A 20,424-nucleotide genomic window follows, 5' to 3' on the forward strand; every position below is an offset into this window, starting at 1 on the left:
CTCATGCCCAAGGTTCGTGTTCTGGTGATCGACGATTCCGCCAGCGTGCGCCAGACCCTGGTGGACGTGCTGTCGGCGGATCCGCAGATCGAAGTCATGGGGGTGGCGTCCGATCCCTTCGTCGCCGCCCGCCGCATCGCCGAGGACGTGCCCGACGTCATCACCCTGGATGTGGAAATGCCGCGCATGGACGGCATCACCTTCCTTCGGAAACTGATGTCTCAGCGCCCGATCCCGGTGGTCATGTGCTCCTCCCTGACCGAGGCGGGCTCCGAGACCCTGATGCAGGCGCTCGAAGCCGGCGCCGTCGACATCATCCTGAAGCCGCGGATCGGGGCGGCGGACCATCTGGCCGAGAGCGGCGACCGCATCCGCGACGTGGTCAAGGCCGCCGCCCGCGCCCGCGTCGGCGCCCGCCGCCCGACCGCCCGGACGCTGGATCCCGGCACCAAGCTGACGGCCGACGCCATGCTGCCGCCGCCCAGCGGCGCGGCCATGGCCCGCACCACCGAAATGGTCGCCTGTCTGGGCGCCTCGACCGGCGGCACCGAAGCCCTCCGCGAAGTCCTGCAGGCCCTGCCGGCCAATGCGCCGGGGATCGTCATCGTCCAGCACATGCCGGCCGGCTTCACCGCCGCCTTCTCCAAACGGCTGAACAGCCTGTGCGAGGTCGAGGTCAAGGAGGCCCAGCACGGCGATCCCGTCCTGCGCGGCCACGTCCTGATCGCGCCGGGCGACAAACACATGCTGCTGGAACGCCAGGGCGCCCGCTATCAGGTGGCGATCAAGGACGGTCCGCCCGTGTCGCGTCACCGGCCCTCGGTGGACGTCCTGTTCCGCTCGGCAGCCCGCGCCGCCGGCCGCAACGCCATGGGGGTCATCATGACCGGCATGGGCGACGACGGGGCGCGCGGCCTGCTGGAGATGAAGGAGGCCGGCGCCGTGACCGTGGCCCAGGACGAGGCCAGCTCGATCGTCTTCGGCATGCCCAAGGAGGCCATCGCCCGGGGCGCCGCCCAAAAGATCATGGCGCTGGAACATATCGCGCGCGAAATCATGGCGGTCGATCGGTCGCGCTGAACCAGGCCTGGTCTTCGGCCTGTTCGACAGTTGACGCCGCGCCGACGGAGACGTCGGCGCGGCGTTCTCATTTCAGGGCTGCGTGATCTTCAGAACAGCAGGTCGGCGAACTCGTCCGCCTCGGCCGGCGCCGCTTCGACGGCCGCCGTCTCGGCCTGAGCCTCTTCGCCTTCCGGCGCAGCGTCCTTGGGAACGGCGTATTCGGCATGGATCAGCCGTTCGCGCGCCATCGTATAGCAGCGCCCGATCTCGTTCATCGCCTCGTCCAGGGCGGCTTCGATCTGGGACAGGTCGTCCACCTCGGGCCCTGCGGCCTCGACCAGGGCGGCGGCGGCGGCGTGAAGGGCGTCGCCCATGTCGGCCTTCAGCCCCAGCTGTTCGGCGGCGACGGTCAGGGACCGCGCCGTGGCGGCGCCCTGGTCGCTGAGGCCGCTCAGGTCGTGCTCGACCACGTCGGCGGCCTGGCGCAGACGGCTGCGCACCCCGTTCAGGCGACCGGCGTCCACCCGCCCGTCCTGATCGCCGCCCGCCTGCCTGTCATTGGCGACGCCCGCCAGGGCGTTCAGGGAGCTGAGCGTCAGATCGGCCTCTTCCTCCAGCTGGCCGGCGTGGCTGCTCAGCTCGATGGCGATCACGCTCAAAGGCTTGCCGATGTCGCCCAGGCGGTTGGAGCGCAGGCTGCTGTTGATGGCCATCTGCTGGATGTCACGCTTGACGCCCTGGATGGCGCCGACCCGGCGCGACAGGGCCTCGACCGCCGAGACGGTTTCGTTGCTGATCCTGTGGGCGTTGGCCATGGCCGCAGTCACGTCGCCGACCAGAAGGCCCGCGTGTCCCAGGCTCTCTTCCAGTTCGCGCAATCCGCCCTTGCCGCCTCGGCCGCCCAGGGCGTTGACCGCCAGGATCTGGGCCGTGTCCGCCGCCATGCCGTTCAGGCTCTGGGTCACCTTGACCGCTTCGGCCTCGAAATCGGCCGCGATGTCGCACATTTGGGCGGCCAGCATGTGCAACAGCCGACGTTCGGCGCGGTCGCGCGCCTCCTCGGCCAGGTCCGACTGGGCCGCCAGGCGGCTGGCGACGCGCAGACCCAGCTGGACGTGTTCGATGCGCTGACGGGTGATGTCGCCGATCTGAAGGGCCATCAGGGCCTTGCTGACCTTGGTCTGGATGTCGCGGGCGATGGCCGCGATCGAACGGGCGACGTCGGCGATCTGGGTGTGCTGTTGCTGAAGGGCGCGGGCGTCGCCCGCCAGCCGGTCCGGCACGGCGGGGATCAGGGCGGCGTATTTGCCGCTCAGGGTCTGTTCGAACTCCAGGGCCTGTTGCAGGCGGGTCGACAGATCCGTCAGCTGATCGGCCAGTTCGTCCAGCTGGCCGACGCCCAGGTCCAGCTGGCTGCACATGCGCTCGGCGAAGCCGGCGAACTCGTCCGACGCGCGGATGGTGGACCCGGCCGTGATCTTGACGTTCAGCGCAAAGGCCCGGAGGTAGCGCAGCGTTGTGCGCATCGACTCGATATTGGCCTGAAGCTGGGCGCCGGCGACCTTGATGTTGGCGAAATAGGCGATCCGGTCGCGTTGCGCCTCGGGCAGGGCGTTCAGTCCCTCGGCCGTGGACAACAGGTCCTGGGTCGTGTCCGACACGGATTTGGCGTCCAGGGTGACCTCAAGCCGATCCAGGGATTCGATCAGTCGTCCCACCATTTCCAACGACCCCGCCAGCCGGCCCCCGGCGTCGGAGAAGCGGCTTTCGATCAGCGCACGCGCTGTTTCGAGCTGGTCGATGATGGCTGTCGGTTGGACGGGGAGACCGGCCGTGACGGCGAAGTCATGATGCTGGATGTTCACTAACCGTCTCGTTCTGAGCGTCGTTCGGTGAAACATAGGCCGCAACTTACCAACTGAGGGTAAACGCCGTTGCGGCGGGCGGGCGGAGTCGATCAGGGTCCGGAAAATCAAAAGGGGCCGGCTGCGTCGCAGCCGGCCCCTTGGAAACTGGTGGAGCTTAGCGGAGTCGAACCGCTGACCTCTTGCATGCCATGCAAGCGCTCTACCAACTGAGCTAAAGCCCCGGACCTTGCGGTCTGGTTCGCCCGGTTCATCTTGCGATGGCCCCCGGCGAGGCGGCGGAACCTATGTCAGAGCTTTTTTAGGATCAAGCCCGTTTCGACATTTATTTTCACATCGGTTCCGGATGTGAAAAAAGGCAGGGATTTCAAACCGCAAGGGTCCGAAAGCCTGTCCGCCCGCCGCGTCTCCCTAAAGGGAAATACGGCGGGCGCAACAAAAAAGATCAGTCGTCGTCGTCGCGCGACGGCTTGGCGATTTCGTCGTCCAGGTCGTCGTCGTCTTCGTCCTCGATGAAGGGCACCGAGTCGTCGTCATCGTCGCCCAGGTCGTCATCGTCGCCGTCGGTCGAACCCATGCCCGGCTCGTCCGCGGCGTCGGCGGGGGAATCGTCGTCGTCGTCAGGCGTCAGGATCGGCTCGTGGCCTTCCTCGTCGATTTCCGGGGCGCGGATCTCTTCGTCCTCGTCCTCTTCGCCGTCGGCCGCCTTGTCCTTGACCTGATCTTCGGCGTCCTCGTCGTCGGTCGGATAGCCGGGACGGGCGCGGCGGCTGCGCAGCTTCAGGGCTTCTTCGGGATCGAAGTCCGTGCCGCATTTGGGGCAGTGGGCGGGGCGGCGGTTCAGGTCGTAGAACTTAGCCTGGCAGTTCGGGCAAACCTGTTTGGCGCCCAGTTCGGGATTGGCCACGTTTGGAACCTTCAACGGGTTGAATTCGGGGCGGTCCCTTGCCACCCCTCGGAGCCGCTGTCAAAAGCTGTCTTTCGCGCCGCCCGCGCGGCCCTTTCGACAAGCCAGCCTGAAGCGGGTGAAAATGCCGTCCCAACTGACCGCCAGCCGTTCGAACGCTCTCGCCGGAACGGTGCGGGCGCCGGGCGACAAGTCCATGTCCCACCGTTCGATGATCCTGGGCGGCATGGCCTCGGGCGTGACCGAGGTCGAGGGCCTTTTGGAGGGCGACGACGTCCTGGCCACCGCCCGGGCGGTCCAGGCCTTCGGCGCCAAGGTCGAACGGATCGGCGAGGGGCGCTGGCGGATCGAAGGGGCGGGGGGCTTCAAGACGCCCGCCTCGGTGATCGACTGCGGCAACGCCGGCACCGGTGTTCGCCTGCTGATGGGGGCGGCGGCGGGCTATCCGCTGACGGCGACCTTCGACGGCGACGCCTCCCTGAGAAGGCGGCCGATGAAGCGCGTCACCGGCCCGCTGGCCGACATGGGCGCCCGGTTCGACTGGCGGGCCGCCGAGGATCGGCTGCCGGTCGCCCTGACCGGCGGGACGCTGACGGCGATCGACTATGTGCAGACCGTGGCCTCGGCCCAGATCAAGTCGGCCATACTGCTGGCCGGACTGAACGCCCAGGGCGTCACCTCGGTGACCGAGCCGGAAAAGAGCCGCGACCACACCGAGCGGATGCTGCGCGCCTTCGGCGCCGAAGTCGGGGTGCAAGACCTTCACGAGTCTGGGGGCGAGGGCTGGGTCGTCACCCTGAAGGGCGGTCAGGCCCTGACCGGAACCTTCGTCGCCGTGCCGGGCGATCCGTCGTCCGCCGCCTTCCCCCTGGCCGCCGGCCTGATCGTTCCGGGTTCGGCGGTGACGGTCGAGGGGGTCATGCTGAATCCCCTCCGCACCGGCCTGTTCGCTGCCTGGCGCGACATGGGCGCCGACCTGACGATATCGAACCGGCGCGAGGCCGGCGGGGAAGCGGTCGGCGACGTCACCGCCCGGCATTCGGCGCTCAAGGGCGTGGTCGTGCCCGAAGACCGCGCCGCCTCGATGATCGACGAATATCCGATCCTGGCCGCCACGGCCGCCTTTGCGGAAGGCGTCACCGTCATGCGCGGGGTGGGCGAAATGCGGGTCAAGGAAAGCGACCGGATCTCGCTGATGGTCGAGGGCCTGCGCGCCTGCGGCGTCCAGGTGGAGGAGGAGCCGGAGGGCTTCATCGTCACGGGCGCCGGGGAGGGCGGGTCGGTGCGCGGCGGCGGCCTTGTCCACACCGCCCACGACCACCGCATCGCCATGAGCCATCTGATCCTGGGCTTGGCTTCGGATCAGCCCGTCTCGGTCGATGAGCCCGGCATGATCGCCACCAGCTTCCCTGGCTTTGTCGAGATGATGAACGGGCTGGGCGGGCGGATCGCTTGACGAAATGTCGCCTATAGACGACAGTGGGGATGTTGAGATTGAACTGACGCCGCAGTTCGTCGCTTGGCGCGCTAGGCTGCGGGACGCACGGGCGTTGGCGAAGATCGCCGATCGGCTGACAAGGCTTCAGTTCGGGCACTGGGGCGACGTCAAACCCATCGGGGAGGGCGTCAGCGAACTGCGGATCGACGTCGGTCCCGGCTACCGCGTGTACGCGTTCCAACGGAACCGCACCTGGGTCGTCGTGCCTGGCGGAGGCGACAAGTCGTCCCAAAGGCGGGACATAGAGGCGGCCTTGCTTCTGGCGAGAGAGTTGAGAAATGCCGATTGAGACTGTCCCCTTCGACGCCGCCGACTTTCTCGACACGCCGGAGGCGGTTGAAGAGTTTCTGGTGGCGTCGTTTGAATCCGCCGCCGAACTGGGCGATCCGCGCCTGATCACAAATGCGCTCGGCGTGGTCGCCCGCGCCAAAGGCATGAGCCAGATGGCGCGCGACGCCGAACTGTCGCGCACCGCCCTCTATCGCGCCCTCAGCGAAGAAGGACGGCCCGAGCTTTCGACCATCTTCAAGGTGATGCAGGCCCTGGGTCTTCGCCTCGCCCCGGTTCGCGTGGACTCCGCCGCCTGATGTCCCTGATCATCGCCGTCGACGGCCCGGCCGCCTCGGGCAAGGGCACCATCGCCGCGCGTCTGGCGCGGACCTATGGCCTGCCGCATCTGGACACGGGCCTGCTGTACCGCGCCGTGGGCGTGAAACTGCTGGAGGCCGGCCGGTCTCTCGATGACGAGGCGGCCGCGACCGAGGCTGCGCGGTCCCTGGATGTCGCCGGCCTGTCCGACGATCCCCGCCTGACGACCGGCGAGGCGGGCGAGGCGGCCAGCCGCGTGGCGGGCCATCCCGGCGTCCGCGCCGCCCTGTTGGACCTGCAGCAGGCCTTTGCGGCCCAGGCGGGCGGGGCGGTTCTGGACGGGCGCGACATCGGCACGGTCATCGCGCCCGACGCCCCCGCCAAACTGTTCGTCACCGCGACGCCCGAGGTGCGCGCGACGCGCCGCTGGAGACAGCTGACGGCGCGCGGCTTCGACATCGGCTTCGAAGAGATGCTGGCCGATATCCAGCGTCGGGACGCGCGCGACGCCGGCCGGGGCGCGGCCCCCATGGTCCAGGCCGAAGACGCGGTCTTGCTGGACACGACCGATATGGATATAGAGGCCGCCTTCGATGCGGCCCGCCGTATCGTCGAGACGGCGCGCGCGAAACACGGTCTCTGACCGGTTTTGCAAATCCAACGCTTCGTCCTCGGCTTCCGCGGGCGTTCTGACCGATCCGGCCTCGCATCCTGACGACCTGCCTATCCTTTTTGACGTCCACCTCGCGCGGGGCCGTTCGGCCGCGCGCCACAGCCCCTACGGAACGCTTTTCAGCTCCATGACTGACACCCTCACCCCCACCCGCGACGATTTCGCCGCCCTGCTTGACGAACAACTGTCGGGCCGCGACTTCGGCGAAGGCCAGGTCGTTCACGGCCGCGTCGTCGGCATCGAAAAAGACATCGTCATCATCGACGTCGGTCTGAAGACCGAAGGCCGCATCGCCATGCGCGAATTCGGCCAGGGCGAAGACGGCGCCCTGCCCAAGGTCGGCGACAATGTCGAAGTCTATCTGGAGCGCGTCGAAAACGCCCTGGGCGAGGCGGTCATCAGCCGCGACAAGGCCCGCCGCGAAGAAGCCTGGACCCGTCTGGAAGCCGTGTTCGCCGAAGGTCATCCGGTCAACGGCGCCATCGTCGGCCGCGTCAAGGGCGGCTTCACCGTCGACCTGGGCGGCGCCTCGGCCTTCCTGCCGGGCTCGCAGGTCGACATCCGTCCGGTCCGCGACGTCGGCCCGCTGATGGGCAAGGAACAGCCGTTCCAGATCCTGAAGATGGACCGCCCGCGCGGCAATATCGTCGTCTCGCGTCGCGCCATCCTGGAAGAGGCCCGCGCCGAACAGCGCACCGAGCTGGTCGGCCAGCTGCAAGAGGGCGAAGTCCGCGACGGCGTCGTCAAGAACATCACCGACTACGGCGCCTTCGTGGATCTGGGCGGCATCGACGGCCTGCTGCACGTCACCGACATGTCGTGGAAGCGCGTCTCGCACCCGTCGCAGGTTCTCGCCGTCGGCGACACCGTCAAGGTCCAGATCGTCAAGATCAACCCGGACACACAACGTATCTCGCTGGGCATGAAGCAGCTGCAGTCGGACCCCTGGGACGGCGTGGAAGCCAAATATCCGGTCGGCGCCAAATACACGGGCCGCATCACCAACATCACCGACTACGGCGCCTTCGTGGAGCTGGAAGCCGGGGTCGAGGGCCTGGTGCACGTCTCGGAAATGTCCTGGACCAAGAAGAACGTCCATCCGGGCAAGATCGTCTCCACCTCTCAGGAAGTGGACGTGGTCGTCCTGGACGTCGACGCCTCCAAGCGCCGCATCTCGCTGGGCCTGAAACAGGCTCAGGACAATCCGTGGGACGCCTTCGTCGCCAACCACCCGATCGGCTCGACCGTCGAGGGCGAGGTCAAGAACGCCACCGAGTTCGGCCTGTTCATCGGCCTGGACAACGACATCGACGGCATGGTCCACCTGTCCGACCTCGACTGGTCGGTCTCGGGTGAAGAAGCCATCCAGCGTTACCGCAAGGGCGAGATGGTCAAGGCCAAGGTCCTGGACGTCGACGTCGAGAAGGAGCGCGTCTCCCTGGGCATCAAACAGCTGGGCGGCGATCCGATCGGCGAGGGCGATGCGTACCGTCGCGGCCAGCAGATCACCGTCACCGTGACGGCGATCGAATCTGGCGGCATCGAGGTCAAGTTCGGTGAAGACGACGCCCCGGTCACCGCCTTCATCCGCAAGTCGGACCTGTCGCGCGACCGCAACGAGCAACGTCCGGAACGCTTCGCCGTCGGCGACCGCGCCGACGCCATGATCACCGCCGTGGACAAGGCCTCGCGCCGCATCTCGGTCTCGATCAAGGCGCTGGAAATGAAGGACGAACAGGAAGCGATCGAACAGTTCGGCTCGTCCGACTCGGGCGCTTCCCTGGGCGACATCCTGGGCGCCGCGCTGAAGAACGCCGGCTCCAAGGAGTAAGGCGCTCGCCGCAAGGCGTCAGGCGCTTCGCTCAAGCAGCGGAGCGCCGCGCGCTTCGCGATAGCGGACCTCGCTCAAGCAGCGGAGCGCCGCGCGCTTCGCGATAGCGGACCTCGCTCAAGCAGCGAAGCGCCGCGCGCTTCGCGGTAGCGACGAAAAAAGACCAAGGCGGCGGGAGCGATCCCGCCGCCTTTTTCCTGTGCGGCGGCGGCCAATGACCGGAACCGGACATAATTCATGCAAATCCGAGGGCTCGGGGCCCGATAGGGGCTTTTTAGAGGGGCGGGCGGCGGTTAGGGTGCCGTACAGTGGATCATCGGCGGGCGCGGCCTGCCGATCATGAGCTGGCAGGGGCCCTGATGATCAAATCCGAGCTGATCGAGAAGCTTGCGGCGGAAAACACCCACCTGACCCATGCGGAGGTGGAGCGGCTGGTCAATGTCATCCTGGGCGAAATGACCGGCGCCCTGGCCGACGGCGGCCGGGTCGAACTGCGCGGCTTCGGGGCCTTTTCCGTCCGTTCGCGACCGGCCCGCGTCGGTCGCAATCCCCGCACCGGCGAGACCGTGGACGTTCCCGCCAAGGCCGTGCCCTTCTTCAAGAGCGGCAAGGAACTGCGCGAACGTCTGAACGCTTCTGGGGACGCCTAAGCCTAACGACCGAAAGACCCCGCATGAGCCTTCTGTCCGAGTTCCGCGAGTTCGCGATCAAGGGTAACGTCGTCGATCTGGCGGTCGGCGTCATCATCGGCGCCGCCTTCAACGGCATCGTCAAAAGCCTGGTGGATCAGGTGGTGATGCCCCCGATCGGTCTGCTGACCGGCGGGGTCGATTTTTCCGAGCTGGAATGGGTGCTGCGGCCTGAAAACCCGGCGACCGAAGAGGTCGAGAAGGTGGCGATCCAATACGGCGCCTTCGCCAATACGGTGATCCAGTTCCTGATCGTGGCCTTCGTCGTCTTCCTGCTGGTCAAGGGGATCAACAGCCTGCGCCGCCAGGAAGCCGCCAAGCCGGATCCGGCGCCCTCGGCCCCGACCCCGACCGAGGCCCTGCTGACCGAGATCCGCGACACGCTGAAGGCCCGGCCTTAAGGTCTGATCGGCTGAGCGACGCCGCGACCGGCTCCGCGCTTCGCCTTCGAACCGACGTCCCTATAGATTCGGGCGAGAAGCTCTCTATTTTTCAACGCCTTGCGGATTGAGCCGCCCAATCGGCCGTCGGTCCTTCCGACGCGCCTAGACTGGCGTTTCGGTCTTTGACATCGCAAGGGACAGCGCGACGGTTCGCCGACGGACTGTCCGATCGACGGCGGATTATTCTTCAGTAAAATCAAAGGGCGTCGGACAGATCGGACACATCGGACACCTTTTTTCGTGTCCGATCGCCGGCCCGACCCGGAGCAAGACCGGTCGGCTCAGACGGCGGCCGTCTCGCCTGGTTTCGCGCCGGATCGACGATCGGCGGGCGCCGGCACGGGGCGCAGGCAGACGGCGTAGTCGCCGTCGAACGGGGTGGGGCTCCATTCCTCGGCGGAGACGGGATCGCGGAAGACGGCGTGGCAGTGGCCCCATCCGCCCTCGCGCCGGGCCTTGGCGGTCAGGGCGCCCAGACGCTCAAGCATCTCTGGCGTCGTCACCTGCAGCCTGACCTTGGCCGCGCCCAGGCCCCGCGCATTGTCGATCAGGGTCCGCGCCAGGATTTCGATCGCATCGCCTGCCCCGTCCAGCGCCGCCAGATCCAGTATGTCCAGACAGGGCGGATCGATCAGACGGGTCTTGTTCATCTGGGCCAGGGCGAAGCCTTGCAGCCGGCCCTGGCGGAAAAGGCCCAGAACCACGGGCGCCAGGGTCATGTCCGGGTCGGTCATGCGCCAGGCCATGATCTCGGGGCTGCGATCGGCGATCAGCCGGCCTTCGGCGACCAGGGCCCGCCAGAAGTCGTCATAGGGCGAACCCTCGCCCAGGTCGGTCAGCACCCGGACCCCGTCCGGCAGCTTCAGGCGGCGGGGTTTGAACAGGCGGCGGTTCATCAGCCGGTCGCCCAACCGCCGGGCCGTCTCCGCCGACACTCCGCCCAGCAGTCCGCGCAGCAGCCGGCCCTTCGCACAGGTCAGGGGATCGACCCTCCAGGCCAGCTTCAGGGCGTGGGTCTGGGCCGGCGCTGGCTTGAAGCCGAACAGGGGATAGAGCGGCGCCGACCGGGCGTTGGCGTTCAGCGTGTAGCAGGCGAACAGGCCCGACTGGGCCAATATGGCCTTGATCAGGGGCCGGCTGGCGCCCCGTCGTTCGGGCGGAACGATGATGGAAAAACCGGTGGCGGCGTAAAGAACCTCGGGGCCGCGCCGAAACCTCTGGACCAGATTGCCCAGCATGGCCCGGGGCGCATCGGCCTCATCGACGACGACCCAGCCGGTCGGGGCGTCCAGGTCCCGTCGCGCCGGATTGGCCTCCAGCCACCGCCACCCCGCCTCGGACCGCTCGGGCCAGCCGACCTGGCGGTGCAGGGCGTTCAGCGCCGCATAGTCGGATCGGCGGATCGGCCGCACAGCCATTCAACACTCCCTCCCGTCCTCGACCGGGCCATATTGGCGCCCCGGCGGCGGGATGCGGGAACCTCTGCATATCGGGCGCCAGTTCGGCGCATCGCCGGGTGCGGCGAGGGGGCGCATAACCTTAACTCTTGTTCGGGTTTGCTCCCTGTGCTGGGTATGCGCCTTTCGCGCGCCCCGTTGAGGCGCGGCAGTTGGGAGTGAGCCGTTGACAGTGACGGATGGGGGGGCGCTCGCGCCTCGTAAGACTTTCCTAGGGCACCCGCGGGGGCTGGTGATCCTGTTCTTCACGGAAATGTGGGAGCGTTTTTCCTACTATGGCATGCGGGCCCTGCTGGTCCTCTATCTGACCCAGCACTTCCTGTTCGGCCCGGCCGAGGCCCAAGGCATCTACGCCGCCTACGCCGCCCTCGTTTATCTGATGCCGGTCCTCGGCGGCCTGATCGCCGACCGCTATCTCGGATCGCGCAAGGCCGTCATCATCGGCGCCGTTCTGCTGGTCCTGGGGCACTTCACCATGGCTTTCGAAGGCACGGGCGGTCGCGAGCGCCTGACCATCGGTGACACCACCTATGAGCTGCAGGTCGAGGGCCGCGACCAGAACCGCCGCATCTTCGCCGTCAACGGCGATGAACGGGTCCAGGTCGCCATATCGCCCGAAGGCGTCTCCGCCGTCGGCGCCGAGCCCTCCGCCGCCAACGCCTCCGATGTGGCGGCCGTCGCCACGGGAGCGGCGATCAACGCCCAGCCGACCGGAGCGCTGGATCCGGCGACCGCGGCCGCGCCCGAGGCCGCCGCCAAGGCCGGCTTCCCCGCCTTCACCGCGACCGGCGCCTATACGCTGGAGACCACGCGGGATTTGGCGCTCGGCGAGCCGGTTCTTTTCCTGGCCCTGTCCCTGATCATCGTGGGCGTCGGCTTCCTGAAAGCCAACATCTCAACCGTCGTCGGCGCTCTCTATGAAGAGAACGACCCGCGTCGCGACGGCGGCTTCACCATCTTCTACGTGGGGATCAACCTCGGTTCCTTCCTGGCGACCATCGCCTGCTCCTATCTGGGCATCAAATACGGCTGGGCCTACGGCTTCGGCCTGGCCGGCATCGGCATGCTGTTCGGCCTGCTGACCTTCGTCCTGGGCCAGTCCTGGCTCGAAGGCCGCGGCGCGCCGCCGGTCCCCGTTCAGGGCCGTTCCATCCTGGGCGTGCCGCTGGTGCCTTTCTTCTGGATCGCCGGCATCGTCGCCGTCATCCCGACCTGGCTGCTGATGCAGCGCCACGAGATCATCGAGACGGCCCTGCCGTGGATCGCGGGCGTCATCTTCGCCGCCGTGGTGGGCTTCACGGTCTTCCGGCTCAAGGGCGCCGAGCGGTCGCGCATGCTGGTCGCCCAGGTGCTGATCTTCTTCTCGGTCCTGTTCTGGGCCCTGTTCGAACAGGCAGGGTCGTCCCTGACCCTGTTCGCAGACCAGTCCACCCAGATGCCGTCATGGTTCAACGCCGCCATGACCCAGACCTTCAACCCCGGCATCATCGTGCTGGGCGGGCCGATCATCGCCGCCCTCTGGGTCTGGCTGGCCAAGCGCAAGCTGGAGCCTTCGACCCCGGTCAAATTCTCCTTCGGCCTGGTCTTCGTCGGTCTGGGCTTCCTGGTGCTGACCTGGGCTGCCGCGACCCAGGCCAACGACGCCTTCCGGGTGCCGCTGATCTTCCTGTTCCTGACCTACTTCTTCCACACGATCGGCGAGCTGTGCCTGTCGCCGGTCGGCCTGTCGATGATCACCAAATTGTCGGTGGCGCGGGTGGTCGGGATGATGATGGGCGTCTGGTTCCTGTCCAGCTCCGTCGCCCATATCGTCGCCGGCATCATCGCCAAGGCGACGGCGACCGACACCGTCGCCGGCGTCGTCACCAGCCCCGAGCTGGCGCTTCAGACCTATGGGTCGATCTTCGGCACCATCGGCTGGACGGGCGTCGGCGTCGGCGTCTTCCTGCTGCTGATGTCGCCCCTGCTCAAGAAGGGCATGGCCGGGATCCACTAAAGCCTGCCTGTTCGACGCAAGAAGCCCCGGCGGAGCGATCCGCCGGGGCTTTTCGTTGGCGTCAGCCGCCTCAGAAGGTCTTGCGGACCCGGATGGAGGCGAAGGTGCGCGGGTCGACGACGCTGTCCTCGACGAAGGCCACCGCGCGGGTGTCGCGGTCGGCGAAGACGGTGCGGCTTTGGGTGAAGTCGTCCCACAGGTTCAGCTGGGCCCGGATCGCCAGGGTCGGGCTGGGCTTGTATTCGGCGAACAGCTCGAAATAGTCGGTTCCGCGCCAGCGCGAGACCTGATCGGGCGAATAGCTGGGCTGGCCCAGATAGGGCAGCCAGTTCACCCCCCATTGCAGCTTCAGGCGCGTGATGTCCTGCTCGAGGCCGACATTGGCCTGGGTCGGACGAACGCCGGAGATGGGCCGCGTCTCGCCCGTGGTCGGATCGGTGACCTCGGTCTTGTTCCAGTCGTTTCTGAAGGTGAAGCGGGCGCCCGTGACGCCCAGCTTGTCCAGCGGCACGGTCACGTTCAGCGACAGCCGGTCCAGCGTCCCCTCGCCGATATTGCCCACCGCCGACAGGCCGCCGGCCAGGGGGATGCGGTCGATGGCGTCGATGATCTCGTCGTGGCGATAGCCGATGGAGACCACGCCCTCGCCCCAGAAGCGGCGCTCATAGGTCAGCTCGGAGATCCAGCGCTGCTCGGGCTCCAGATCGACGTTGCCGCCGTAGACGTTCTGTTCCTCCAGGTCGGCCGAGGCGGCGAAGTCGGAGAAGTCGAGCTGGCCCAGTTCACGCTCGAAGCGGAAGCGCAGCTGGTTGTTCGGCATCGGCGTCCAGGTGGCCATGAAGCGGGGCTTGGCGAAGAAGAAGCTCTTCTCCTGATCGGCGTCGCCCGACTGGCTGATGGTCGAGGCTTCCAGGCGCAGCCCCGCCTCCAGCGTCAGGTCCGGGTGCAGCCGCCAGGTGCCCTTGGAGAAGACCTCGCCCCGCGTCTCCTCCACCTTGACCGAGGCGCTGGGCAGGGCCACCGGGGCGCCGCCCACGCTATAGGCCTGATCGGTCTGGCGCATGTTGTAGGCCACCTCGCCGCCGGTCTCGATCGTCAGCTTGGGCGACCGCTCGTGACGGATCAGGGCCCGCAGGATGGTCTCGGACCGCTCGCCCGAATAGACGAACCGCTCTTCCGGGGCGTCCAGACCGTTGCTGAGGACGTTGTAGGTCGAGACCCCGTCCCAGCTGCCGAACTCATGCATCAGCCGGGTTTCCAGCTTGAACCGGTCGTTCAGCGGGCGCTCCCAGGTGACGCCGAACTCGCCGCTCTTGTTGTCCTCCTGGTCGAGGCTTTCACGGAAGGCGGTCGCTGACCGGCTGTTGTAGTAGCCGTTCCAGTCGTTGATCCCATAGCGGGCGGTCAGGTCGATCTTGCCGCCGGCGATCGGACCCGCATAGGTCCCGCGGATCGAATTGCCGCCGCCGTAGCCGTCAGTGTCGGTAACCTCGTCGCGCAGCACATCGCCTGCGGCGTTGCGGCGGACGGTTCGGCCGGGGCCGTTGGAATCGCTCATACTGATGCCGTCGGACAGGGTCACGCCCCAGCTGCGGTCGCCGTCTCGGGCGGTGAACTGATAGCTGCCGCCGTAGAGATCCTGGCCCGCGCCTTCGAACTGGGTCGTGTTCCACGTCAGGATCGACTGGCGGCTGGCCTCGGTCTTCAGGATGACGTTCACCACCACCGAGAAGCCCTGCATGTCGATGCCGGGAGCGCCGCCGCGGATCAGCTCGATCCGTTCCACCTGACGCGCCGGGGTGCGGCTCAGCACATTGGAGCCGCCGTCGTTCTTGGAGGCCGGACGGGCGTTGTTGATCAGCACATTGCCGACCGCCCCTTCAAAGCCCCGCGCCCCGGAACCGTCGTCGACCTCGAAGCCCGGCACGCGATTGACCATGTCGAGCGCCGTATTGGGGCGCTGGGACGCGAAGAAGTCGGGCGTGAAGACCAGAACGCCGCGCTGGGTCGCGTCGGCCAGCGGCGCCTGGCTCGCCGGGCCGGTCGGAACCGGCGCCTGGGCCACCTGGGGTTCGTCCCCCGCGAAGGCCGATGCGGCCGACAGGAACAGGGCGGTGCTGGCCAGCAGCAAGGTCTTCGTCATCGGTCTTCCCCTCGAATGTTGTCGAGGGATGTGCCGTCAGCGGACGTTCATCTCCAGTTACAAGGCGGAAAGGTGGATTAAATCGCCGCCATCATTACAGACATTTCATTACGAAACCGAAAGGCGCGCGAATACAGTGAAGTCATGAACCGTATCCCCGCTCTTCTCTGTTCTATTCTGCTTGCCGCAAGCGCAGGCTGGCGGGCGACAGCCCAGGAGGCGGACCCGCCGGCCGATGCGGTGGAGGACATCGTCGTCACCGCCCGTCGGATCGAGGGGCCGATGTGGGAGATCCGGCGCGGGGACGCGACCCTGATCCTGGTCGGGTCGATCGACGGCCTGTCGCGCGACATGGATTGGCGGACCGAAGCCCTGACGACGGCGGTGGAGCGGGCGGATCGGGTGCTGTTCCCGGTGCAGGGGCGGGCGTCCCTGGCCGATCTGGGGCGAGTCATCTGGCGGGCGCGGACCCTGACCCGCCTGCCCGAGGGCCGGACCACGGCCGACTATCTGCCGCCGGAGCTGGAGGCGCGGCTGGAGCGGGTCACGGGCGAGGGGCCCAGCCGCACCAGCCTGCTGCTGCTGTCAGCCGAGCTGATGGAGCGGGGCGGCTACGCCCGGCGCGAGCGGCCGGTCTCGGACGTGGTGCGGCGGGCGGCGCGGACCAACCGCAAGCCGGCCGAGCCGGTCGGCACCCTGCGGGGGGACGAGATCATCGACCGGGTGCTGACGACCCCGCCCGAGCGCTATCTCGACTGTATGACGCGGGCGGTGACGGCGGCCGAGCTGGGCGAGGCGGAGGGCGAGCGGCGGGCCGAGGCCTGGCGCCGGCGCCGCGTCGCCGAGGTGCTGGCCTCGCCCCTGGATCAGGCGGTCAGCGCCTGCTCCTACTGGGCGGTTATGGATCAGGGGGCGGCGCTGGAGACCCTGTGGGGCCAGGCCGTGGACGACGCCCTGGCCGAGGGCGGGACGACGGTCGCCATCGCCCCGCTTCGCCTGCTGGCCCAGCCGGGCGGCCTGTTGGACCGGCTGGAGGCCCAGGGGCTGGAGCCTCTGGGCCCCGACTGGCGGCCGCAGCCGCCGGCCGAGGCCCCAGGCGGCGCGCCTATTTCGTAAGCATTATCAATGGGTTAGTTGGCGGGCGTCGCACGTTCCGGCACGGCGTCGCGGGCGGCCTCGCCGATGTTGTCGGCGGCGTTGCCGACGCTTTCGGCCGCCCCGGCCACGGCGTTGGACTCGATGGCGTCATTGCGGTTCATGTTCATCAGGAACCAGCCGATGACCAGGACCAGGGCCAGGCCGATGATCAGGGCCACGATCCCGCCCATGCCGCCGCCGCTGCGGCGCTCGACGATGGTGGGGGCGGGGGCGCGGTCGTTTTCGGTGATCCGTTCGACCCGGCCGTCGGGATGTTCGACAGTGCGTTCAGTGGACATGGTGTTTCCTCTCCTGTGTGGCGGGGAAACACCCGTTCGTCCGATCCGGTTCCTTTCCCCTAGACCGCCGTTCCGCCGACGGTCAGGCCGCCGATCTTGAGGCTGGGCTGGCCGATGCCGACGGGCACGCCCTGTCCGGCCTTGCCGCAGACGCCGACGCCGGGGTCGAAGGCGAAGTCGTCGCCGATCATCTGAATCCGGGTCAGGGCCGTGGCCCCGTCGCCGATCAGGGTGGCGCCGCGCACGGGGGCGGTGATCACCCCGTCCTCGATCAGATAGGCCTCATTGCACTGGAAGACGAACTTGCCGTTGGTGATGTCGACCTGACCGCCCGAGAAGTTGGCGGCGTAGAGGCCGCGCTTCGTATTGGCGATCATGTCGGCCTTGGAATCCCGCCCCCCCTCCATGAAGGTGTTGGTCATGCGCGGCATGGGCATGTGGGCGAAGGACTGGCGCCGGCCGTTGCCGGTGGCCGCGACCCCCAGCTGACGCGCCGACAGCCGGTCGTGCATCAGCCCGACCATGATCCCGTCCTCGATCAGGACGGTGCGGCCCGTGGGCGTGCCCTCGTCATCCACCGACAGGGAGCCGCGCCGCCCGGCGATGGAGCCGTCGTCGACCACGGTCACGCCCGGCGCCGCCACCCGCTTGCCCATCATGCCGTTGAAGACGGATGAGCCCTTGCGGTGAAAGTCGCCCTCGAAGCCGTGGCCGATGGCCTCGTGCAGCAAAACGCCGGGCCAGCCGGCGCCCAGGACCACGTCCATCTCGCCCGCCGGACAGTCGACTGCGTCGAGGTTGACCAGGGCCTGGCGCAGGGCCTCGTCCACCTGGGCCTGCCAGCGTTCGGGCGCCACCCAGGCCTCGAAGCCCGCCCGGCCCCCGGCGCCGGAGGAGGCGCTCTCGCGTCGGCCGTTCTGCTCGACCGTGACCGAGACGTTCAGCCGCACCAGGGGCCGCACGTCCCGCACCGCCCGGTCGTCGGCCCTCAGGATCTCGATCGCGCGCCGCTCGCCGACCAGGGAGGCCGAGACCTGGACCACGCGCGGATCGCGAGCCCGGGCCCAGGCGTCGATCTCGGCCAACAGGGCGATCTTGTCGGAAAAGGCGGGCGAGGCCAGGGGATCGACCTCGCCGTACAGTTTCTGATTGGTGGCGCGCGGCCCCTCGGCGACGCGGGCCTCATGCCCCGCCTTGGCCAGGGCGGCGCTGTCGGCGGCGCGGCCCAGGGCGGCGGCCGAAATCTCATGGGCGTGGGCATAGCCGGCGGTCTCGCCCGCCACGACCCGCAGGCCGAACCCCTCGGTGGCGTCATAGGCGGCCGATTTCAGCCGCCCGTCGTCGAACACCAGGCTCTCGCTCTCGGAGCGTTCCAGAAACAGCTCCCCGTCGTCCGCCCCGGCTAAGGCGGACTTCAGGATCGACAGGGCGTCGTCGGTCGAAACGCCGGCGGCGTCGAGGAGGGGCGGCGGGGCGGCATGAAGGGTCATGACGCCTAGGTAGGGGGTGAAGGGCCCTTCGTCACCTGTTCAGGACCGGATCGGAACCGTCAGGAGGGGACGGGCGTGGAAAAAACAGTGTCCGATGTGTCCGGTGTGTCCGGTTGGTCCGGCGCCGGATCGACCGGATCGGGTCCGCCCATCAGGGCGACCGCCTCCAGCCCCTTTTCCAGCAGGCGGCGATAGACGGGATCGCTCAGGTCCAGGCCGGCGAAGGACCGCTCCAGGTCGTTCAGGGCCTGGGTCTGGCGTTCCAGCACCTCGAACGGATCGCAGTCCGACAGGGGTTTGGGGCCGGAGCGGCGCCTGGGCGCGGGCGGTTGGGGCGCAGGCGGTTTGGGCGCAAGAGCAGGGGCGGGGGCGGTCGCGGCCTGGGCCGACGGCGGATTGAGGGTCTGGGCCTCCGCCTCCGCCTTCGCCGCCGCTTCCGCCTGGGCCATGGCCGTCAACTGGGCGTGCAGCCGCATCCAGCGCCCGGCCTCCACCCCTCGGCCCGCCAGAATCGCCCGCTGCATCCGCACCCGGGCGTGACCCGCCAACAGGCCGTAGTCGCACAGGCCCGCCGCCGTCTCGGCCTCCAGGTCCACGGGCGCGTCCGCCCCGTCCGCCTCGAAGCCATGGTCCAGAGGTTCGGTCTGATCCTGATCTTGGCGCAGCCACCCCTCGTCGCGGGCGCGGGCGTAAAGGGTCGATCGCGCCAGGCCGAACCGCCGACAGACCGAGGCCCCCGGCTCGCCCGCCGCATAGGCCCGCTGGATCGCGTCCCACCGGTCCTCCGATATCCGGCTGTACCCCCCGCCCCTCTGATAGGGATCGCGCACCCGCCGCCCGTCATACAGGGGCCGGTCGTTCAGGGGTTCATCGTCCCAGGCCCGCTCGGCGCCCGGCTCCGGACCCTCCGGGCGCCAGTCCTCGTCCCAGCCGCCTGCCGTCGCCTCCATCCGTCCCTCCCAACCTATCCGCCCCGATGCGGAGCCGCGCCAGTATGATGTCGGGGGAAAGGGGTGATGGGTCGATTGTCGGAAAGCGCCGAAAAGCCGTGGGGAATCAGAGGGCGGTGTGGCGGGCAGGGTGGGGGCAGGGGAATTCGCACCCGACTTTCGTCATCCTCCGGGCCGCGCAGCGGAACCGGGGGACCCAGCGGCGCGCGAGAGCGCGAACCTGTCGCGGACCAGGTCTTCCCGCAGCGTGCGGCGGGCGGATTTCGCCTGACGGCGCCGCTGGGTCCCCCGGTCTGCGCCGCGAAGACGCGGCTTGCCGGAGGATGACGAAAGGGAGGGTTAGGCCGTCTTCTTTTTCCGGGGCGCGGCCGGAACGTCGGCGGCCGTGACCAGACGCCCCTTCCAGCCGGGCGGCGGCAGGAACTTGCCGGACTTCTCCTCGCGCGTGCCTTCGCGCGCGATCCGGGCGGCGTCGCGCAGGGCCTTCAGGGTGGTTTCGCGGTCGAAGATGCTGCTCATTTCGGTCCCCAATCTAACAGATCGGGCTCGCCGTCGCTAACCCCATAGACCTCCCATTGGTCCACCAGGGGCTTATAGACCGTCTCCAGATAGTCGAGGCTGAGCTGAAAGCGGCGGCGCAGCGTGTCTTCGGGAATGCCGTGCCCGCCCCATTCTGAAGTCCGCGAAGGCGAAGCCTTCGCTGGGGGCCACCCGCCGCGCCACCCGCATGACCGAGAAGTCGGCCGAGGGCGGGCGCAGATAGACCAGTTCGACCCGGTATCCCGCCGCCCGCCAGCGACGGATGCGCCCGGCGTGAGATCGGGTCGCCAAGGTGGTCTCCAGAACCACATCGGCCCGTTCCGCAAACAGGGCCTCCAGCCGCTCCAGCACCAATCGTCCGGCCGCCAGATCGCGCGAAGCGCCGTCCCCCTCCAGATCGCGCGCCACCTCGTCCGGATTCACGAACCGAAACGCCTCCGCCCGCTGACGCAGGAAGCGGTTGATGAAGGTGGTCTTGCCGGCGCCGTTGGGTCCGGCGAGGAGGACGAGGGTGGGCGGTTTCACAGCGTTCTGGTCCAGTGAGTGTCAAAATATTCGACGATATTTGCATCGAAATATGCGGGCGTATTTACAACGAGATTTATGGTTGATAGAACGCTGAGATGGAGAAAAATACAACCAAACACATCAAGTTCAGGGAGCTCGCTGAGAGCCGGACCAACAAGGCTATCGATGCGATTGCTCGGATCGGCAACCTGTCCAATCGGCAAGTCTACGACTTTGACGAGGCCGAGGTGCGTAAGGTGATCAAGGCTCTGAGAGACGCTGTTTCGTCGGTCGAAGCTCGGTTTGACGCGCCCAAGTCGCGTGCCGAGCGCTCATTCAAACTCTGAGG

20 protein-coding genes and 1 tRNA gene are annotated in these 20,424 nt (G+C 68.1%); 11 read left to right on the top strand and 10 right to left on the bottom strand.

Annotation, left to right across the window (positions count from 1 at the left end):
* Positions 1-3 precede the first annotated feature (3 nt).
* Complete coding sequence (locus JMT67_RS12625; protein ID WP_054764674.1) at positions 4-1,080, top strand: protein-glutamate methylesterase/protein-glutamine glutaminase; 1,077 nt, start codon at positions 4-6, stop codon at positions 1,078-1,080.
* An 89-nt stretch (positions 1,081-1,169) separates the two neighbouring features.
* Here JMT67_RS12625 and JMT67_RS12630 read toward each other — a convergent pair whose 3' ends face one another.
* The 3 genes from JMT67_RS12630 to JMT67_RS12640 all read right to left on the bottom strand — a co-directional run bounded on the left by JMT67_RS12630 (position 1,170) and on the right by JMT67_RS12640 (position 3,834).
* Positions 1,170-2,927: a hypothetical protein gene (locus JMT67_RS12630; protein ID WP_201463642.1), complete on the bottom strand. Its 1,758-nt coding sequence runs from the start codon at positions 2,925-2,927 to the stop codon at positions 1,170-1,172.
* Between the two features lie 148 nt (positions 2,928-3,075).
* A tRNA-Ala gene (locus JMT67_RS12635) sits at positions 3,076-3,151 on the bottom strand.
* Positions 3,152-3,372: 221 nt separating this feature from the next.
* Positions 3,373-3,834 carry a TIGR02300 family protein gene (locus JMT67_RS12640; RefSeq protein ID WP_054766821.1) on the bottom strand — a complete coding sequence of 154 codons (462 nt, stop codon included), beginning with the start codon at positions 3,832-3,834 and terminating at the stop codon, positions 3,373-3,375.
* A gap of 124 nt (positions 3,835-3,958) precedes the next feature.
* On the opposite strand from JMT67_RS12640, the gene aroA reads away from it, so the two are divergent.
* The 7 genes from aroA to mscL all read left to right on the top strand — a co-directional run bounded on the left by aroA (position 3,959) and on the right by mscL (position 9,514).
* Positions 3,959-5,290, top strand: a complete 1,332-nt coding sequence (aroA, locus tag JMT67_RS12645; RefSeq protein ID WP_201463643.1) for a 3-phosphoshikimate 1-carboxyvinyltransferase — start codon at positions 3,959-3,961, stop codon at positions 5,288-5,290.
* 4 nt (positions 5,291-5,294) lie between these two features.
* The gene (locus JMT67_RS12650) at positions 5,295-5,621 is read left to right on the top strand and encodes a type II toxin-antitoxin system RelE/ParE family toxin (RefSeq protein WP_201463644.1); all 327 of its coding nucleotides are present in this window, start codon (positions 5,295-5,297) and stop codon (positions 5,619-5,621) included.
* On the top strand, positions 5,611-5,919 hold the full coding sequence (locus JMT67_RS12655; RefSeq protein ID WP_191555001.1) for an addiction module antidote protein: 309 nt from the start codon (positions 5,611-5,613) through the stop codon (positions 5,917-5,919). Before JMT67_RS12650 ends, JMT67_RS12655 begins: the two co-directional genes overlap by 11 nt.
* The gene (cmk, locus tag JMT67_RS12660; RefSeq protein WP_201463645.1) at positions 5,919-6,563 is read left to right on the top strand and encodes a (d)CMP kinase; all 645 of its coding nucleotides are present in this window, start codon (positions 5,919-5,921) and stop codon (positions 6,561-6,563) included. Before JMT67_RS12655 ends, cmk begins: the two co-directional genes overlap by 1 nt.
* A gap of 157 nt (positions 6,564-6,720) precedes the next feature.
* On the top strand, positions 6,721-8,424 hold the full coding sequence (gene rpsA, locus JMT67_RS12665) for a 30S ribosomal protein S1 (protein WP_054764680.1): 1,704 nt from the start codon (positions 6,721-6,723) through the stop codon (positions 8,422-8,424).
* 359 nt (positions 8,425-8,783) lie between these two features.
* Positions 8,784-9,074, top strand: a complete 291-nt coding sequence (locus JMT67_RS12670) for an integration host factor subunit beta (RefSeq protein WP_054766822.1) — start codon at positions 8,784-8,786, stop codon at positions 9,072-9,074.
* A 23-nt stretch (positions 9,075-9,097) separates the two neighbouring features.
* A complete protein-coding gene (gene mscL / locus JMT67_RS12675) occupies positions 9,098-9,514 on the top strand; it encodes a large-conductance mechanosensitive channel protein MscL (protein ID WP_152949462.1) in 417 nt (138 codons plus the stop codon).
* A 323-nt stretch (positions 9,515-9,837) separates the two neighbouring features.
* Here mscL and JMT67_RS12680 read toward each other — a convergent pair whose 3' ends face one another.
* Positions 9,838-10,974, bottom strand: a complete 1,137-nt coding sequence (locus JMT67_RS12680; protein ID WP_201463646.1) for an N-acetyltransferase — start codon at positions 10,972-10,974, stop codon at positions 9,838-9,840.
* 271 nt (positions 10,975-11,245) lie between these two features.
* Between JMT67_RS12680 and JMT67_RS12685 the strand changes: the two genes are divergently transcribed.
* Entirely contained in the window at positions 11,246-13,009 is a 1,764-nt protein-coding gene (locus tag JMT67_RS12685) for a peptide MFS transporter (RefSeq protein WP_054764683.1), read from the top strand.
* Positions 13,010-13,079: 70 nt separating this feature from the next.
* On the opposite strand, the gene JMT67_RS12690 is transcribed toward JMT67_RS12685, so the two are convergent.
* Complete coding sequence (locus tag JMT67_RS12690; protein ID WP_201463647.1) at positions 13,080-15,152, bottom strand: TonB-dependent receptor plug domain-containing protein; 2,073 nt, start codon at positions 15,150-15,152, stop codon at positions 13,080-13,082.
* A gap of 144 nt (positions 15,153-15,296) precedes the next feature.
* Between JMT67_RS12690 and JMT67_RS12695 the strand changes: the two genes are divergently transcribed.
* A complete protein-coding gene (locus JMT67_RS12695; protein WP_201463648.1) occupies positions 15,297-16,268 on the top strand; it encodes a TraB/GumN family protein in 972 nt (323 codons plus the stop codon).
* A gap of 14 nt (positions 16,269-16,282) precedes the next feature.
* Here JMT67_RS12695 and JMT67_RS12700 read toward each other — a convergent pair whose 3' ends face one another.
* From JMT67_RS12700 to JMT67_RS12720, 5 genes are all read right to left on the bottom strand, one after another.
* Entirely contained in the window at positions 16,283-16,588 is a 306-nt protein-coding gene (locus tag JMT67_RS12700; protein WP_183218263.1) for a hypothetical protein, read from the bottom strand.
* A gap of 59 nt (positions 16,589-16,647) precedes the next feature.
* Positions 16,648-18,078 (bottom strand): metalloprotease TldD, encoded by a 1,431-nt coding sequence (gene tldD, locus JMT67_RS12705; RefSeq protein WP_201463649.1) that lies wholly within the window; start codon positions 18,076-18,078, stop codon positions 16,648-16,650.
* 59 nt (positions 18,079-18,137) lie between these two features.
* Positions 18,138-19,028 (bottom strand): hypothetical protein, encoded by an 891-nt coding sequence (locus JMT67_RS12710; RefSeq protein WP_201463650.1) that lies wholly within the window; start codon positions 19,026-19,028, stop codon positions 18,138-18,140.
* 339 nt (positions 19,029-19,367) lie between these two features.
* Positions 19,368-19,547, bottom strand: a complete 180-nt coding sequence (locus JMT67_RS12715) for a hypothetical protein (RefSeq protein WP_183218251.1) — start codon at positions 19,545-19,547, stop codon at positions 19,368-19,370.
* 72 nt (positions 19,548-19,619) lie between these two features.
* Positions 19,620-20,093, bottom strand: coding sequence for an AAA family ATPase (locus tag JMT67_RS12720; RefSeq protein ID WP_201463651.1), 474 nt, complete (start codon positions 20,091-20,093; stop codon positions 19,620-19,622).
* A 98-nt stretch (positions 20,094-20,191) separates the two neighbouring features.
* Between JMT67_RS12720 and JMT67_RS12725 the strand changes: the two genes are divergently transcribed.
* Positions 20,192-20,422 carry a hypothetical protein gene (locus tag JMT67_RS12725; protein WP_201463652.1) on the top strand — a complete coding sequence of 77 codons (231 nt, stop codon included), beginning with the start codon at positions 20,192-20,194 and terminating at the stop codon, positions 20,420-20,422.
* Positions 20,423-20,424 lie beyond the last annotated feature (2 nt).

The sequence above is a fragment of the Brevundimonas aurantiaca genome (genome assembly GCF_904830995.1).
In the GTDB taxonomy this organism is placed as follows: Bacteria; Pseudomonadota; Alphaproteobacteria; order Caulobacterales; family Caulobacteraceae; genus Brevundimonas; species Brevundimonas aurantiaca.

Excerpts from the sequence above, each read along its gene's own strand:
- JMT67_RS12625 (WP_054764674.1), top strand. The coding sequence starts at position 4 with ATGCCCAAGGTTCGTGTTCTGGTGATCGACGATTCCGCCAGCGTGCGC.
- aroA (WP_201463643.1), top strand. The coding sequence starts at position 3,959 with ATGCCGTCCCAACTGACCGCCAGCCGTTCGAACGCTCTCGCCGGAACG.
- JMT67_RS12650 (WP_201463644.1), top strand. The coding sequence starts at position 5,295 with ATGTCGCCTATAGACGACAGTGGGGATGTTGAGATTGAACTGACGCCG.
- JMT67_RS12655 (WP_191555001.1), top strand. The coding sequence starts at position 5,611 with ATGCCGATTGAGACTGTCCCCTTCGACGCCGCCGACTTTCTCGACACG.
- cmk (WP_201463645.1), top strand. The coding sequence starts at position 5,919 with ATGTCCCTGATCATCGCCGTCGACGGCCCGGCCGCCTCGGGCAAGGGC.
- rpsA (WP_054764680.1), top strand. The coding sequence starts at position 6,721 with ATGACTGACACCCTCACCCCCACCCGCGACGATTTCGCCGCCCTGCTT.
- JMT67_RS12670 (WP_054766822.1), top strand. The coding sequence starts at position 8,784 with ATGATCAAATCCGAGCTGATCGAGAAGCTTGCGGCGGAAAACACCCAC.
- mscL (WP_152949462.1), top strand. The coding sequence starts at position 9,098 with ATGAGCCTTCTGTCCGAGTTCCGCGAGTTCGCGATCAAGGGTAACGTC.
- JMT67_RS12680 (WP_201463646.1), bottom strand. The coding sequence starts at position 10,974 with ATGGCTGTGCGGCCGATCCGCCGATCCGACTATGCGGCGCTGAACGCC.
- JMT67_RS12690 (WP_201463647.1), bottom strand. The coding sequence starts at position 15,152 with ATGACGAAGACCTTGCTGCTGGCCAGCACCGCCCTGTTCCTGTCGGCC.
- JMT67_RS12695 (WP_201463648.1), top strand. The coding sequence starts at position 15,297 with ATGAACCGTATCCCCGCTCTTCTCTGTTCTATTCTGCTTGCCGCAAGC.
- JMT67_RS12700 (WP_183218263.1), bottom strand. The coding sequence starts at position 16,588 with ATGTCCACTGAACGCACTGTCGAACATCCCGACGGCCGGGTCGAACGG.
- tldD (WP_201463649.1), bottom strand. The coding sequence starts at position 18,078 with ATGACCCTTCATGCCGCCCCGCCGCCCCTCCTCGACGCCGCCGGCGTT.
- JMT67_RS12710 (WP_201463650.1), bottom strand. The coding sequence starts at position 19,028 with ATGGAGGCGACGGCAGGCGGCTGGGACGAGGACTGGCGCCCGGAGGGT.
- JMT67_RS12715 (WP_183218251.1), bottom strand. The coding sequence starts at position 19,547 with ATGAGCAGCATCTTCGACCGCGAAACCACCCTGAAGGCCCTGCGCGAC.
- JMT67_RS12725 (WP_201463652.1), top strand. The coding sequence starts at position 20,192 with ATGGAGAAAAATACAACCAAACACATCAAGTTCAGGGAGCTCGCTGAG.